The organism is Tsukamurella ocularis (genome assembly GCF_024807615.1).
Lineage (GTDB): Bacteria > Actinomycetota > Actinomycetes > Mycobacteriales > Mycobacteriaceae > Tsukamurella > Tsukamurella ocularis.
In genome coordinates this window covers 1,041,200-1,055,421 of the sequence record NZ_JANUCJ010000001.1, presented here as the reverse complement: position 1 = coordinate 1,055,421, position 14,222 = coordinate 1,041,200, and the positions used below count along the sequence as shown (strand labels likewise).

The following is a 14,222-nucleotide window of genomic DNA, read 5'->3' as shown; positions in this document are numbered from 1 at the left end:
GAGCGCGGGGCTATGGACACCAATCAGGAGAAGGTTCGCGTCGGAAGGTCCGCCGCGGTGCGTGCGGGCCTCGCGCGGCTGGTGAGTGCGCTCGTGTGCGCGCTGATCGTGATCGCGGCGCCGGTGGGAGTGGGAATCGCGTCGGCAGACCCGGCCCCCGCCGTCCCTGGTGGTGGCCAAGGCGCCGCGAGCTCGATCAACGGCAGCTCCCTGCCGGAGGGCTTCCCCGCCGATCTCAAGCAGTACGTGGGTGGAACGGAGGAATTCAAGAAGGGCCCGTGGTTCTCCGGATCGTGCGCCGACAAGGGCGGTGACATCGGCGCGTACATCAACGCGACGCTGCCGGTGGAGGGCAAGCTGCTGTACTGGGCACAATCGGACGAGGACCGGAAGAAGAACGGCGCCGACAGCAAGGAACTCCCGTCGTTCCCCGCCGGCGACTCGGCCTTCTTCATGCCGACGGGCATGTGCGTCAACGACATGAAGCGGTGGGGATCGACGACGCTGTCCGTGTGGGGCTTCGACTTCGCGAAGACCCCGGACCGGACGTCGCTCGTCTCGATGGCCAAGCGGCTCGGCATCTCGCCGGACGGTCCCGGATTCTGGGACCTCGTGACGACGGGCCCCGCCGCCAAGCTGATCGAGGACACCGCGAATCCGAAGTTCTCGCGCGCGAATTTCAACGCAGACAAGGCTCAGGGGCCGTTCAAGGCGCACGCGTTCTTCCTCGACTGCGATGCGAACGCGAACGCGACGTCGACGGACCAGGTCGCGCGGTGCCGGGGCTGGAACGACGCGGTCGGCAAGCTCTTCGCGGGGACGTGGAACTGGATCGTGAAGAACATGTCGCTCGGCGATCGGATCTCGCAGTCGTGGGACAAGAACACCGCGCCGTACGTGCAGGCCTGGAACACCCTGTGGAAGATCGGATCGGGGATCGTGAAGTTCGTCGCCGACCCCAAGTCGTACGCCGATTCGTGGGCCAACGACATGAAGGACTGGGCGATGTCGATGACGCCCAAGGTCCTCAAGGGGCTCGCTTCGGTCGGCCGATTCGACTACACAGCACCCGGATTCATCGCCTGGTACGGGATCTCGATCACCTTGGGCTGGCTAACGATGATGATCATGCTCTTGATCACCATCGTGCAGGGCAATCAGGAGAAGATGCCCCTGTCCGAGGTGATGAAGTCGATGTTCGCGTACGCGCCCGGGACGCTGATCACGATGGCGGCGGTGCCGCTCCTGATCAGCACCTTGATTCTTCCAGTCGCTAACGGGCTCACCGACTTTCTATCGGAGAAGACCGGCACAACGACGCAGGAAGCCATCTCGAACATCACGACGATGTTCTCCGCGCTCAACAACCAGACCTTGGTCGGCGGGACGATCTCGGGCCTGATCGGCTACGGGGCGATGGGCCTCGGAGCGTTCTCCATGTACCTCGGCTTCATGATGCACATGCTGGCCGTCCCGCTGGGCACGATCGCCGTCGGCATCTCCCTCGGGATGTACGTGAACCCGCAGATGCGGGCGAAGTCGCTCCGGCCGGTGCTGACCCTGCTCGCAATCATCTTCTCGACGCCGTTGCTGTTCCTGTTGCTCGGCGTGCTCATGTGGATGATGAGCCTGACCGCGAAGGGGAACGTGACCGGCGACGGCGACGTGAAGTCGCTGGGGGCGCTGCTGTTCGTCGCCATGTGCTTCGTGGTGATGGGGCTTGCCCCATTCTCCCTGCTGAAGTGGGCACCCGTGTTGCCGTCCGGCGACGACGCTCCCGGCTTCAGCTCCCAGGGCGGTTCGGTGATCGGCGCCGCGGCTGGAGGCGCGGCGGGCTCGTTCGCTGCCCGCAGCGCCATGACGCGCGGCTTCAGCGGCGGCGGTGGCCGCGGCGGCGCCGGCAGTGCGGGGAGGTCCGCACCGGCTGCAGCACCGGCGCAGGCATCGAGCGGCACGGCGGGGACGCCTGGTGGCCCAGGCGGCGCGCCGGCCGCGAATCCGGCGAACGCATCGCGCGGCGCCGGCCGGTCGGGCCGCGTCGGCGGCCACGGCCAGCAATTCCTCTCCGCAGCACGGACCGCCGTCGGATCCGTGGGCGGTCCGCTCTCCGCCGCGGCGATGGTCACGGGCGCCGGGGCGTCGGCGGCCGTGCGCAAGGCGCGAACCGACTTCGAATCAACCAGCGCGAAGGGAATTGACCGATGACGATGACCGAGAACTACGTGGAGGCCCGGAACTCGGTCCTATCCGGCGAGGTCGCATCCCGCCGCCTCTCCGGCCCTGTCAAGTACGCATACGCCGCGGTTGTGATCGTCGGCGCCGTGCTGTTCTTCACCGTCGGATGGGGCTACATCTCCGCCGGCGTCGTGGCCGCGCTGCTGCTGCTGACCGTGTCGGTGACCACTCCGCTGGGGAACCAGAAGCCGATCGGGGAGCGGTGGGCGCACCGCGTGCGCGAGTACGGATTCCCCTACCTGACGAAGGGGCGCCGCGGCATCGGCGAGCACGTGTACTTCAACGTGCTCCACCCCGACGCCGCGGACGAGGACCTGAACCCCGGATGGCAGATCCCCACGCCGCTCGGGCGGTGCATGGTGGTCGACCTGACCGGGACCGGGCTCGACAAGATGTTCATCCTCCGAATTTCGAACCCGGGCGAGCCCACGTTCTACGCCGTGCTGCTCGCCGTCCAGGGCTCGGGCTCGGCGATCCGATCGCCGGCGGAGATGAACCAGGCGGCGGAGCGGTACGGGAACCTGCTCAACGAGCTGGCCAAGCGGACCAGCTACGTGCGTGGTGGGCAGTCGATCCACCGCAGTGTCCCGGCCGACATCACCGAGCACCTGGAGTGGTACCAGGAGGAGCTCGTACGGGTGCGCGTGCGCGACGGCGCCGACGAGCGGCTGGACATGCTGGTCGACAGCTACGGGCAGCTGCTCGACGAGATCGCCCCCAACCTCGAGGAGCACCGCGACTACTTGCTGCTCAAGTTCTACGAGACGGCGGAGTTCAAGGCGGACGCGCACCGTCGCGCCGAAGCGAAGGGGCAGCGGTTCGAGGGCGGCATGGCACAGATCGTGCTCGACGAGACCGAGCGGGTGATGAGCTACATGTCGGGCCCCGGTGGGCTGGGCAACGTCGTGCTGCTCGGCCGGCGCCGCACGTGCGCCGTGATCCGCGCGATGATCGACCCGAACTTCGCGCTCGACCGCGACGGTGACGTGGACTGGTGGTCGGCGTTCCCCAGCTACATCGGCGGCGCAGACAGCGTCGAGATCCTCAGCCACGCGGACGAGGGCACCGGCCTCGAGCAGCTGTCCCCGCGCTGGTACACCCGCGTCGGGATGGTCCCGGTCGGCGGTATCGCGCCGGCGCCCCTCGGACCGGAGTGGATGGCGAACGTCCTGACCGGCGTCGCCCCCGACGCCGGCGACGAAGAGGTCGCGGCCATGCCCACGATCCGCACCGTCTCCGTGCGCTTCGACCTCATCCCCGCAGCTCGCGCCCGCGAGACCGCGCGCAAGGACCAGGCGCAGGACCGTGCACGCCAAATCAAGGAAGCAAAGGACGGCAAGGTCACCGACGGCACCAGCGACGTGATGATGGGCGCCTCCGCACGCCGGCAGGCGGACCTCGCCCCGGGCAATCCGTATCACGGCATGACCTACAGCATGTGGTTCGCAGTGACCGGCCGCACCCCCGACGACCTCGACCGCGCTGTGGCCCGGTTCGTGGAAGCGACCTCGGTTTCGGCCATCACGAACATCGAATGGCAGGACGACCGGCACGACGTGGCGCTGTTCAACACGCTGCCCTTCGGGCTCGGGATGGAAGTGCACAAGCACGTCACCAAGTACGCCTGACCGCAGCACACAAGACAACCAAACACGCACGCGCACTTCAAGACCAGGAGAGACCATGTTCCGCTCTCGGAAGATCAAGGCAAGGGCCGCCGCCCTCGAACGGGAGACCGCCGGTGACGAGCACGCTAGCCGCGGCGGCGGCACAGCGACAGCGGTCCTCGACCGCCCGGAGGACGACGAGCGCGAAGGGGTCCCCGTAGTTCCTCCCGCGCAGTTCCCGGACATGGTGCGGCACTGGGAGTCCCTGTTCGACGCCCCGAAGCGGAACCGGACGCTCGACAAGTGGGGCTGGTACCAGCCCCGCGCCACACCGCAGCTGACGACCACCCGACAAGGCGAGGCCCTGAACCTCGCACAGTTCCGTCGGTCGGAGAACCTACGAGGACTGATCGGCGGTGTCGATCTGGCGACCCGCACACCGGTCATCGCGGACGGCTTCGCGCTCTACGGCGCGAACCTGCAGTCGATCAACAGCACGGCCATCGGCGACATCGGCGTGGCCAAGACCTCGATCATGATCACCAACATTGCGCGGCACCTGAGCCTGCACCGCAAGGTGTTCAACTTCGACAAGAAGCCGCAAGCCGGCGAGGGGGAGCTGAGCAAGTTCGCCCGGGATCTGGGCGTCAACAGCGTCCGGTTCGGCGCCGGCGGTACCCGACTGAACCTGCTGGACCCGATGATCGTGGCCTCGTCCGCCGACCTGGGCGCGAACGCCCCGTCGAGCCAGCAGACCTTGGTCAAGGCGGTCCTGGAGGACGCGATGGGCCGCGGCCTGTCCGAGACCGAGACTTCGGCGCTCAACGCTGCCCTGCTGGCCGTCTCGGCCGAGCGCACCGATAGGAACGTCCCGACGGTGCCCAAGCTCGCAGAGCGGCTGCTCGATCCCCATCCGGACGACATGAGGATGTTCGGCCGTTGGTCCGAGCGGGCGTTGGACTGGGGCCGTGACCCCGGCTTGGCCCTCTACCGCATGTGCGAGGGCGACCTGCGGGGGCTCGTCGACGGTGAGACCACCGACGACGTGACCGAGGCCCTGGAGCACCCGTTCGTGCACTTCGATGTATCCGGCCTCCCAGAGGGTGGCCCGGCGATTCGCGTGGTGATGACCGTGCTCAACACGTTGGTGTCGAACATCGCACTGGAACGCTCCCGCAAACGTCTGCAGACGGTGCAGGACATCCAGGAGGCGTGGCACGTCGCCGACGGTACGACCGGCGCGCTGGTGCGCCGAAACCTCAAGCTCTCGCGCGGCCTTGCGCTCGCGACGCAGACCACCTTCCACCGCCCCTCGGACTTCCCCGAAGGCTCAGCCGCACAGTCGATCATGAAGGAGAACGGGATCATCTTCTGCTACCGGCAGGGCCGCGCGAAGGACGCGCGCGAGGTCTGCGAGATGTTCGACTTCCCGCCCGGCACGATCGACATCCTGATGAACCTCCCGCGCGGCGTGTGCTTGGCGAAGATCGGCACCGCGGCGCCGGTGGTCATGGAGCACGTGCGCTCCCCGCAGGAAGTGGTCTGGACCGATACCGATGAGGTGATCACGGGGCGGTCGGTGACGGGCGAGCTGTGGTCGGCCGCCGAGCGTATGGATGCGGAGGCCCACGCATGAGCGGTCGGCGGGACTCGGGCCCGTCCTCCCTGACGCCGCCCTCGTCGCGGTCCTCGGTGCCGTGGGAACTGGCGCCGTTCCTGGTCCTGATCGGCGGGCTCGCGTTCACCATGTTCGCCGGCACGCTGCTGGCCGGCCTGCTGAGCGGGAACGGTCTGATCCCGCTCAGCCTGGGCGAGATCCTGGGCGTTCTCAAACGCCTGTTTGTCACGCCCGACGTGCTCAGCAACCCGTCGGCAGCGTGGCCCAAGAACAAGCCCCTCGATGCGCCCGCGGCGCTCGTGTGGGGCTCACTGTTCGCTGCGCTGCTCGGGTGGCTGGCGCTCTGCGCGTACGCATGGAACGCGAACAACCGACGCCTGTCCCGCCGCCGCGTCGCCCAGGAGGGCTTCTCCGACGAGAAGATGATGGAGCGGCGCAAGCTCACCGGCGAGAAGGCCGTTGCCCAGGCCAAGCGCACCCGGAAGAGCCTGCAGGACGTCGACACCAACGCCATCGACCCGTACCGCGAGGCGGTGATGATCGGCCGCAACGACATGCTTCCGGATCGGCCGGAAGTGTTCGTCCAGCACCGCGACGGCGTGATGACCGAGGGTCCGACGGGCTCCGGCAAGACCTGGGGCAGCGTCGTTCCCCGCGTCTGGGACGCGCCAGGGTTCGTTCTCGTCACCACGACCCGTGCTGACGTTCTCGCTGCGACCGTGGAAGAGCGGGCGGCGATGGGCCGAGTGGAGGTCATGGACCTCGAGAACATCACCGGGTGGCCGCAACAGCTGCGCTGGGCGATCATGGGCGGCTGCACCGACCCCAAGACCGCGATCCGCCGCGCGAACGCACTCGTGCAGGCGATCCCGATGGACGGCACCAAGAATTCGTCCTACTGGGACGGGAAGGCAGCGGACCTCCTCCGGTGCTACATCCACGCCGCAGCCCTGGAGGAGAAGGGCATGAAGGAGGTCCGCAAGTGGGTCATCCGGCGCTCGAACTCCACGGTTCTCTCCATCCTCAAGGCCGGCGATCGCGAGGACTGGGCCGACGAGCTCGAACAGATCCTCCACTCTGGCTCGGATTCCACCGACGACATGATCGGCGCCGCGGCGCGGGTGCTGGCACCGCTCGCTGATCCCGCCCTGATGAGCATGCTCGACGTCCCGCAGTCCGAGAGCGTCGACCTCCGCGAGCTGCTCTTCGACGGCAGCCACAACACGCTCTACCTGCATTCCTCGGGGAAGAAGACCGTGTCCTCGGCGCCGTACGTATCGACGTTGGCGAACGAGATGCATCACCTCGCCTACGAAGAATCCCAGCGTCGGCCCGGCCTGCAGCTCGATCCCGTGATGCGGATGGTGCTCGACGAGGTGAACAACGTCGCCCCGATCCCGGATCTGCCGTCGCTCATCACCGACAGCGGTGGGCCCGGCATTTCCATCTGGGCGTACGTGCACAACCGCCTGCAGAACATCGCACGGTGGGGCCAGACCCAGGGTGAAATGTTCACCATCAACTCGCCCGTCCGGGTGATCCTGCCGGGCCTGGCTGATCCGGCGGAGCTGAAGTCGCTCGAGGAGCTGAGCGGCCCGCGGCGGGAGTGGGTCGCTGACGCAACGGGGCATTCGACGCTGCAGACGCGGCCCGTCATGTACGACTCCGAGATCCGGACGATGGACGAGGGGCAAGCGTTCATGTTGCCGCGAGCCGCCCGGCCGATCCTGCTGCACGTGCCCTCGGTCTGGGACTTCCCCGACTCGAAAGCGCGCGTGGAATCGTCGATGCGTCTCTTCGAGGACGTGCGCGCCGGCAAGAAGAAGGTCCCCGGGACCGGCTTCCAGTCGAGCCAGAAGCTCATCGCGCCGTTCACCCCGTGGAACGGCGGCCGGCGGTGACCGCGGCCGCGGTCCGAGCACCGCAGCGGCGCGCCGCGCAACTGCTCGCGCACACCCCGCCAGAAGTGATCCCGTCACGGTTCTGCTGGGCATACCTATCGCGCGACGAGGCCGACGAGCTGTGGGTCGAACTCGTCGAGTGGGTCGATTGGCTCCGCCATCGCTACCAGCTCGAGGACAAGAAGATCCCGCCGTGCTGGTTTCGTCACGGGGCGTGGATCGAGGAACTGACCGCGCTGATGGAGGCCTGGTTGGCCGCGCACCAGCGAACGCCCATCGAGGACCAGGCTCCGATCGCGTACGCGGCTGCGCAGCAGACCTCGGCCGCGGCGTACTGGCATCGGACGTTCTTCTGGCCGTTGATCGCTGACGCCAACAAGATCGGCCCACACGATCACGACCCGAAGGAATGCGGCCGCGGCCACATCGTCGATCTCTACCCGGATCTGCCTGACTGGATCGCCGCGGACATCGAGAGCCGCGCCACACCGTCGGTGCGAGACGAGCGAGCGGAGGCCTTCCTGAAGGCCTCGGCCGCGGCGGCCGGTACGGCGGCGCCGACGCCCAGCTCGAGCGACGGTGCCGGCGAGCCTGCCGCGGCTGAGGTCATCCCGTCGGCCGACATGGCCGCCTACCTCGCTGAGGGCGCGGCGCGCGTCGTGCACGGCGCCGACGACCAGAGCGTCGGTATGTGGCCGGACGCGGAGTACGCGGGCCAGGTATGGACGCATGATGCCAGGTCAGGGAGCTATCGCCCGCGCGGCGAGGCCACCGGCGGGGGAGGCGAGAGGCCATGACCCACGCGCCGGCCCGACCGCACCGCACCAGCCCGACCAGGGCGGCGCGGCGCGGTAGGGCACGGCGCCCCGATCTGGTCACGCTGCGTCGTGCCGGGGGTCAGCTCGCACCTGATACCCGACCCGACCGAGCGTGGCCACGGTGCGGTCCGCGGCCGAGCTCGTCGCCCTGGACGCCCATCGGCTACTGCCGGCGTCGTCGCCGGGCCCGCGGGAGTGGTTGGCACGAAACCCACATCACCGTTGCGCCACCCCCGAAGGGACCGACGAGACGACGCCCGGCGAGGGCTTCTGCAGACGACTCGGCCGCGGACCGCACCAACCCACCAACCTCCCTCAAGGAGAGATCATGACGACCCACCTCCAGCACAAAACCCAGACAGCGCAAAGCATCCGGCTGGGACACCGCACGTTCGACAGGGTGGGGGATCTACCCGCGGCGCTGATCGCGGCCGCACACCGCGAGCACGTGCGCCCGGTGTGCTTGTGCCGCGCAGCGCCCGGGGGAGTAGGGATGTACATCGCGCGGACATCCACCGGATACACCATCAAGCGGATGCCCGACACCGGACACCTGCACGACCCGACGTGCGCGTCTTGGGCGCCACCGGAGGCAGTGTCCGGCCGCGGCCCACTCACGGGGCGGGCGATCGCCACAACCGACGACGGGGCGACCGCGCTCCGCCTGGCGGTTCCCCTCGGCGCGAGCTCGCGATCGGCGCCGCCACCGTCGGCCGGCGACGGTGCGGGCAAGGATGCGACACCGAGCCCGTCGAAACTGACGCTGCGCGGGCTGCTGCACTATCTCTGGGACGAGGCCGGGTTCACGCATTGGTCCCCTGCGATGCAGGGCAAACGATCGTGGAAGGTCATCTCGTACTACCTCCGCCAGGCGGCCGAGGACACGACGGTCGGCAAGGTCGGCCTGGGCGGCCGGCTGTTCACCCCTGAGCCGTACAACGCCGACCAGCGGCACCTGCTCGCCGCGCGACGCCTGCGACAGCTGCAGCCGGCCCTTCCGCCGGCGCCGGGCAAGCCCGCCCGGTACATGCTGCTCATCGCGGAGGTCAAAACGATCGAGCCCGCCGCTCACGGGCACCGGATCATCTTCAAGCACCTGCCCGACCTGCCCTTCATCGCGCCCGAAGGCCTCGTGCCGCAACTCGTCAAACGCTTCCCGGTCGAGATGGAGCGGTTCGCGACCAACCTCGAGCTCGAGGAGGGTGACCGGCACGGGCACTTGATGCTGATCGGGACGTTCAGCGTCGGCAACGCCGGCGTCGGAACACTCCACAGCGCCGCGGTCATGGCCGTCACCGACCAGTGGTTGCCCGTCGACGGGATCTACCCGGAGCACCTGCTGCGGGTCGCCGTCGACGAGCACCGCCGGTTCACCGTGAGCCTGCGCTACAACCTGCCGCCGGAGCAGTCGATCGCGACGCTCACGCTGACCGACTCCACCCCGGCGACGGTGTGCCACATCTCCGACGCCACGCGTGCGCCGGCGGACCTCACCAAGCTCACCGAAGAGTCCGGAATGCAGTTGTGGCACTGGGACATCACCTCCGACTACATGCCCGACCTGCCCTCTCCCGGACGGTCGAGCAGTCGCCCCATGAGCACCACCCCCACCGATGAAAGGCAGGACCGATGAACATCACCTCCAACACACCCCGAACGGTGCGCCGTCGACGGTGCGCCGCTGCGGCGTTCACCGTCGGCCTGGCCGCGGCCGCAGCGATCACCCCCGGCGCCGCGAACGCGGACCAGCAGGTCGGCGCGTTCATGGTCATGGGCCGGATCGAGACCAGCTTCTTCGCCACCGGCGGCACGGCGAGCTGGGGCCCGCCGACGACGCCGGAGCTGCCCGATCGCCGGGGCGGGCGCCTCCAGAAGTTCGATACGAAGGCCACCTCGTTCTACTTCAGCCCGACCGCCGACGGCGGCAACGCCCACCAGGTGGGCGGCGCGATTCGCGACCTCTGGGGCTCGAAGGGCTGGGAGACCGGACCTCTCGGGTACCCGGTGAGCGACGAGCGCCGCCAGACCCGCGCGAACATCCCCGCCCTCAACTGGCAGCAAGTCGTCCTCGGCGCCTACAACGACTTCCAGGGCGGATCGGTCTACTGGAGCCCCACGACGGGCGTTCACGCCGTCTGGGGCGAAATCAAGCGGCAATTCGACACCGCCGGCGGCATCGCCAAGATCGGCTACCCGACGAGCGACGAGACCCGAACTCCGGACGGCAAGTTCAGCCAGCAGTTCCAGAACGCAACCATCACCTGGCCGTGAGCCAGGACCGCACCGCATCACGAAAGAAGAGATCATGAACCCGTACGACAGCAACGATCCCACCCGGGCCTATAGCTCGACCTACTCGACCGGATCCGACCCCGCCCTGCGACGTGACTACGAGGAGCGCCCCGATCCTCGGCAGGATCCGCAATGGGGCGCACCGCCGAAGCCGCAGCCGATGAACCTCTCGAGGTTCGCAGTCTCGGCGGCATTCGTGGCGGTCGCGGCCGGCGCGATCGCGTGGGCACTGGTGACGGTGACGAACAACCTGCCCGCCACGGCAGCGGGCGCCGTGCTGCACCGGGACCCGGAGTCTGCGGCGATCGGCACGGGCCTGCTGACCCTCGTGGCCGCGGCCGTGCTGGTTGGGCTGGTCTACAGCGCCGCGCGCCCGGGCCTGGTGTTCGGCTGCCTCGCCGGCGGCGCGGTGATCGTGCTCCTCGTGTGGGCCTGGGTGAGCGGCGCGCTCGGCACCTGGCAGGCGTGGATCTCGACGGGACTGCTCAACTCGCTCCTGGTCGTGGCCATCGCCGGCGTCCTGTACGCGCTGGGGCGGGCGACGGTGAACACCAACGTCGTGCAGGACTACTGAGATGGCGATGAGGACCAGGCGCGGCATAGCGGCCGCGGCGAGCACCGTCGTGCTGATCGTGGGAGGCGCGGCCGCGGTGACCGCGGCGCCGGCGGCCGCCGGCCCACTGCCGGCGTGCAAGAAGGACATCGCACACGGCGCCTGGATCGAGACGCTGTGCAGCGTGCACGACACCCAGGCCCAGTGCGAGGCCACGAAGGCCGCCCGCGGGGGCGTGTACGAGTTCTTCGCGGTCACGCCGAGGGGAGTGGAGCTGATTCGCTACCCCCTGACGTGCATCGGCCCGGACGGCGGAGCAAGCTCGACCGCCGCCGTCGGAGGGACCAAGGACGGTCTGTGGCACCTATCCCACATCGGGCCATGACATCCCCTGCCCCGGACGAGCACGCTCGTCTCACGGACCACCACCGTCGCCGCGTGCGCCGCGTGTTGATGCGCCGTTGTGCGGTGATCATCGCGGTAGGGGTGGCGTTCTGGACCTGGGGATCGTGGGACTGGAAAGGCGTGTGCCCTCCGCCCTCCGATCCCAGCGGGTGCTACATGCTTGCACCGGGCGGCCCGGCTGAACTTCTTCTCGTCGCCTTCGGTACCGCTGCGTTGATGGGCGCCGCGCTGTACGCGTTCGTGCTGGTCGATAGGGTTCGCGGGCGGCGACTGGGGATCCCCACCGTCGATTGGCGCCGTGGTGATGACGATGCGTGAGTCCGCCGGCGGGCTCGCCGGGGATCTCGCGCTGGCCACCGTTCGTTTCGCCCGGTACCTGCGCACACGCACGGGAGAATCGACGGTCTCGCTGCCCCAGCTATCCGTGCTGTTCGCGTTGGCGAACGACGGGCCGCTCACCCCCGGGCAGCTCGCAGCACGCGAGCGGGTGCGCCCACCCACGATGACCAGGGTGATCGCGGCTCTGGGCGCTCTGGGGCTCGTCGTCCGGACCGCCCACCCCTCGGACGCCCGCCAGGTCGTCGTCCAGCTGTCGGAGGCCGGCGAGCGCGTGATCGTGGGCGAGGCCGCGACACGGGACGAGTGGCTTCGCCAGAAGCTCATCGACATGACCGACGAGGACCGGGAGACGCTTCGCCGGGCGGTCGGCATCCTCGAGGCGATGTTGGAATCGGACAGAGGTCCCGCAGTGCGTGTCGGTGATGTGGCCCACACTATGAGGGAAGTCGTCGAGTAGATCGAACGAGGAGACCAACCCCATGTCCAACGCTGCATCGCCTGAACAGCAGGCATCCTCCCCGGCGGGGCCTCCGCGCGTCGCCGGGGCTCCGCCGGCGCAGCGCACCACCGACCTCGTGTACACGAGCGTGCAGCCGGTGGAGTTCCCCGACGGTCGTCGGGCCTTGTTCGCGAGCCAGACCCCGTATCCCGCCGGCACCGTGATGTGCTTCGACCCCGCCCTGCTCGACCACGCGCCGGGCATCAACATCGGCGGAATGCTCGTGCACTACCTGGTACCGGTGGCCTGGCAGCCGACCGCGGGTGCACCGATGATGCCTGCCCGGCCCGCTCGGCGATCGCACGCCCTCCTCGGCGGGATCCTCGGCGCCGTGGTGGGCGCGATCGGGGGGTTCCTCGTCTTCCTGCTGATGGCAGCGAGCATGTACCAGAGCGCGGCCGAGAAGACGTCCTTCGGAGAGCCCCAGATCGACGGAGGGAAGGCGCTCATCGTCCTGATCTTCATCGTCGGATTCGGCATCGTCTTCTGCGGCGGGATCGGCGCGGCGATCGGCGCCGCGGTACGCCGCCGATGACGCCCGGCAGCACGCCGCCGCTGGACGCGTTCACGCGCCGGCGGATCGCGAACGAGCTCGACGCGGAGCTGCTCGATCCGGACCGGCCGGTGCGCCCGGGCACCGGCGAGCAAGTCTTCGCGATGCTCGACGAGTTCGAGTTCGACTACCGCGGGGCGACATCCGTGACGCAGTTGCACGCGCTGGTCGAGGACCGGCTGCAGGCGGCGTTGGACTTCCTGGGCGGCTGGCCCGGGGCGTCGTACCTACGGAGATGCCTCGCGGAGAACGGGTGGGCGCCGCTAGAGATGAAACTGCGAGTGATCGGCTTCGGCCGGCTCGTCGCGAGCGGGCCGCCGGCAAGCGAGGTACCCGACGACGGAGACTCGGAACGCGAGCTGGTGATGCGGAACCACGGACGCCGCCACAAAGAGCGCGACGGCGAACCGCTCCCGACCAAGGACCAGGTTCGTCAACGTGCGGCAGCGGAGGCGCACGAACGCGCTCTCCGTCGAGCACGCGAACGGACGAACGAGCGTGAGCATGAACGCTGAGCGCGCCCCGGGCACCCCTTCTGAGCTGGGTAGTTTACGTAATACCAGTTATCGGCTCTTTTTCGGTACTGAAAGACGTACTGGAAACACGCGCGAATTCGGTACGTGGTGGTAGGGTTGCCTCATGGTGCGAATCACTAACGCTTCTCGGATGCGGTCCGTGACGGACGCGCGCTCGAACCTGAACAACCTGGTCGACGAGGCCACGACGGGTAGGCCCACGTACATCACCAAGGGCGCGACGGTTGCCGCGGTGCTGGCCCCGCCGTCGTGGGGCTCGTTACCGCTGCGGGACCAGGTGATGAAGACGCTCCTGCGGTCGACGGCAGCTGAGGCCGCGCGCGAGCTGCGCGCGCGGATCGAGAACGGCGCGCGGTTCCGCGATCCCGGTGACCGGTGGATCCTGCGGCACGCCGGCGATTCGATCGGCATGGTGATCGCGTGGGTGCGAGACGTCGATCCCGACGAGGGCCTGGCGCTGCTCGCGCGTTACTGCGAGTACGTCATCGCCCAGTTCGAGGATGCTGGTTGGCCACGGCCGACGTTCGGTGCGATCTGGGCCGCTCTGCAGCCTGCTTTCCCTGGAGGCCTCGACCCGGAGATGGCGGAATTCGAGACGGACGCCCGGGAGCGCCTGCACGAGTTCTCGGAGGAGTTCACCCCGGATGACCTGCTCGTTCCCTCTGTCCGAGCGGAGCGGCTCCTGCCGCCGGCGCATCCGCTGACGTGGTACCGCCGGATCCCGGCGAGCTGGGCGCACGAGCACTTCGGGTTCCCCGAGGGCGTGGCCGACGGCACGACGTACGAGCACGGAGCCTGGAGGTTCGCCGCCGCCGAGGGCTGGTGGATCCAGACCTTCGACGAGGGCCGAGAAGGATAAGCAGGTC

Annotated in this window: 14 protein-coding genes; all 14 read left to right on the top strand. The window is 68.7% G+C overall.

The features are described from left to right. The first annotated feature begins 12 nt into the window (after positions 1-12). Positions 13-2,205 carry a hypothetical protein gene (locus HNP44_RS05240; RefSeq protein WP_259144764.1) on the top strand — a complete coding sequence of 731 codons (2,193 nt, stop codon included), beginning with the start codon at positions 13-15 and terminating at the stop codon, positions 2,203-2,205. Further along, positions 2,202-3,863, top strand: a complete 1,662-nt coding sequence (locus tag HNP44_RS05235) for a hypothetical protein (protein ID WP_259144765.1) — start codon at positions 2,202-2,204, stop codon at positions 3,861-3,863. The genes HNP44_RS05240 and HNP44_RS05235 overlap by 4 nt, the downstream gene beginning before the upstream one ends. A gap of 55 nt (positions 3,864-3,918) precedes the next feature. Continuing rightward, positions 3,919-5,478, top strand: coding sequence for an ATP/GTP-binding protein (locus tag HNP44_RS05230; RefSeq protein WP_259144766.1), 1,560 nt, complete (start codon positions 3,919-3,921; stop codon positions 5,476-5,478). Next, positions 5,475-7,361 (top strand): type IV secretory system conjugative DNA transfer family protein, encoded by a 1,887-nt coding sequence (locus HNP44_RS05225; protein ID WP_259144767.1) that lies wholly within the window; start codon positions 5,475-5,477, stop codon positions 7,359-7,361. The genes HNP44_RS05230 and HNP44_RS05225 overlap by 4 nt, the downstream gene beginning before the upstream one ends. Then, positions 7,340-8,158, top strand: coding sequence for a hypothetical protein (locus HNP44_RS05220; RefSeq protein ID WP_259144768.1), 819 nt, complete (start codon positions 7,340-7,342; stop codon positions 8,156-8,158). The genes HNP44_RS05225 and HNP44_RS05220 overlap by 22 nt, the downstream gene beginning before the upstream one ends. Before the next feature lie 349 nt (positions 8,159-8,507). After that, entirely contained in the window at positions 8,508-9,812 is a 1,305-nt protein-coding gene (locus HNP44_RS05215; RefSeq protein WP_259144769.1) for a DUF1173 domain-containing protein, read from the top strand. Further along, positions 9,809-10,450, top strand: coding sequence for an LGFP repeat-containing protein (locus tag HNP44_RS05210; protein WP_259144770.1), 642 nt, complete (start codon positions 9,809-9,811; stop codon positions 10,448-10,450). Before HNP44_RS05215 ends, HNP44_RS05210 begins: the two co-directional genes overlap by 4 nt. A gap of 34 nt (positions 10,451-10,484) precedes the next feature. Then, positions 10,485-11,045 (top strand): hypothetical protein, encoded by a 561-nt coding sequence (locus HNP44_RS05205; RefSeq protein ID WP_259144771.1) that lies wholly within the window; start codon positions 10,485-10,487, stop codon positions 11,043-11,045. Positions 11,046-11,052: 7 nt separating this feature from the next. Continuing rightward, positions 11,053-11,409, top strand: a complete 357-nt coding sequence (locus HNP44_RS05200) for a hypothetical protein (protein WP_259144772.1) — start codon at positions 11,053-11,055, stop codon at positions 11,407-11,409. 53 nt (positions 11,410-11,462) lie between these two features. Next, positions 11,463-11,747: a hypothetical protein gene (locus tag HNP44_RS05195; RefSeq protein ID WP_259144773.1), complete on the top strand. Its 285-nt coding sequence runs from the start codon at positions 11,463-11,465 to the stop codon at positions 11,745-11,747. Further along, positions 11,740-12,225, top strand: coding sequence for a MarR family winged helix-turn-helix transcriptional regulator (locus tag HNP44_RS05190; RefSeq protein ID WP_259144774.1), 486 nt, complete (start codon positions 11,740-11,742; stop codon positions 12,223-12,225). The genes HNP44_RS05195 and HNP44_RS05190 overlap by 8 nt, the downstream gene beginning before the upstream one ends. A 22-nt stretch (positions 12,226-12,247) precedes the next feature. Next, entirely contained in the window at positions 12,248-12,802 is a 555-nt protein-coding gene (locus HNP44_RS05185; RefSeq protein WP_259144776.1) for a hypothetical protein, read from the top strand. After that, a complete protein-coding gene (locus tag HNP44_RS05180) occupies positions 12,799-13,335 on the top strand; it encodes a hypothetical protein (protein WP_259144777.1) in 537 nt (178 codons plus the stop codon). The genes HNP44_RS05185 and HNP44_RS05180 overlap by 4 nt, the downstream gene beginning before the upstream one ends. 160 nt (positions 13,336-13,495) lie before the next feature. Beyond that, on the top strand, positions 13,496-14,215 hold the full coding sequence (locus tag HNP44_RS05175) for a hypothetical protein (protein WP_259144779.1): 720 nt from the start codon (positions 13,496-13,498) through the stop codon (positions 14,213-14,215). Positions 14,216-14,222: the final 7 nt, after the last annotated feature.

Excerpts from the sequence above, each read along its gene's own strand:
- HNP44_RS05240 (WP_259144764.1), top strand. The coding sequence starts at position 13 with ATGGACACCAATCAGGAGAAGGTTCGCGTCGGAAGGTCCGCCGCGGTG.
- HNP44_RS05235 (WP_259144765.1), top strand. The coding sequence starts at position 2,202 with ATGACGATGACCGAGAACTACGTGGAGGCCCGGAACTCGGTCCTATCC.
- HNP44_RS05230 (WP_259144766.1), top strand. The coding sequence starts at position 3,919 with ATGTTCCGCTCTCGGAAGATCAAGGCAAGGGCCGCCGCCCTCGAACGG.
- HNP44_RS05225 (WP_259144767.1), top strand. The coding sequence starts at position 5,475 with ATGAGCGGTCGGCGGGACTCGGGCCCGTCCTCCCTGACGCCGCCCTCG.
- HNP44_RS05215 (WP_259144769.1), top strand. The coding sequence starts at position 8,508 with ATGACGACCCACCTCCAGCACAAAACCCAGACAGCGCAAAGCATCCGG.
- HNP44_RS05210 (WP_259144770.1), top strand. The coding sequence starts at position 9,809 with ATGAACATCACCTCCAACACACCCCGAACGGTGCGCCGTCGACGGTGC.
- HNP44_RS05205 (WP_259144771.1), top strand. The coding sequence starts at position 10,485 with ATGAACCCGTACGACAGCAACGATCCCACCCGGGCCTATAGCTCGACC.
- HNP44_RS05200 (WP_259144772.1), top strand. The coding sequence starts at position 11,053 with ATGAGGACCAGGCGCGGCATAGCGGCCGCGGCGAGCACCGTCGTGCTG.
- HNP44_RS05190 (WP_259144774.1), top strand. The coding sequence starts at position 11,740 with ATGCGTGAGTCCGCCGGCGGGCTCGCCGGGGATCTCGCGCTGGCCACC.
- HNP44_RS05185 (WP_259144776.1), top strand. The coding sequence starts at position 12,248 with ATGTCCAACGCTGCATCGCCTGAACAGCAGGCATCCTCCCCGGCGGGG.
- HNP44_RS05180 (WP_259144777.1), top strand. The coding sequence starts at position 12,799 with ATGACGCCCGGCAGCACGCCGCCGCTGGACGCGTTCACGCGCCGGCGG.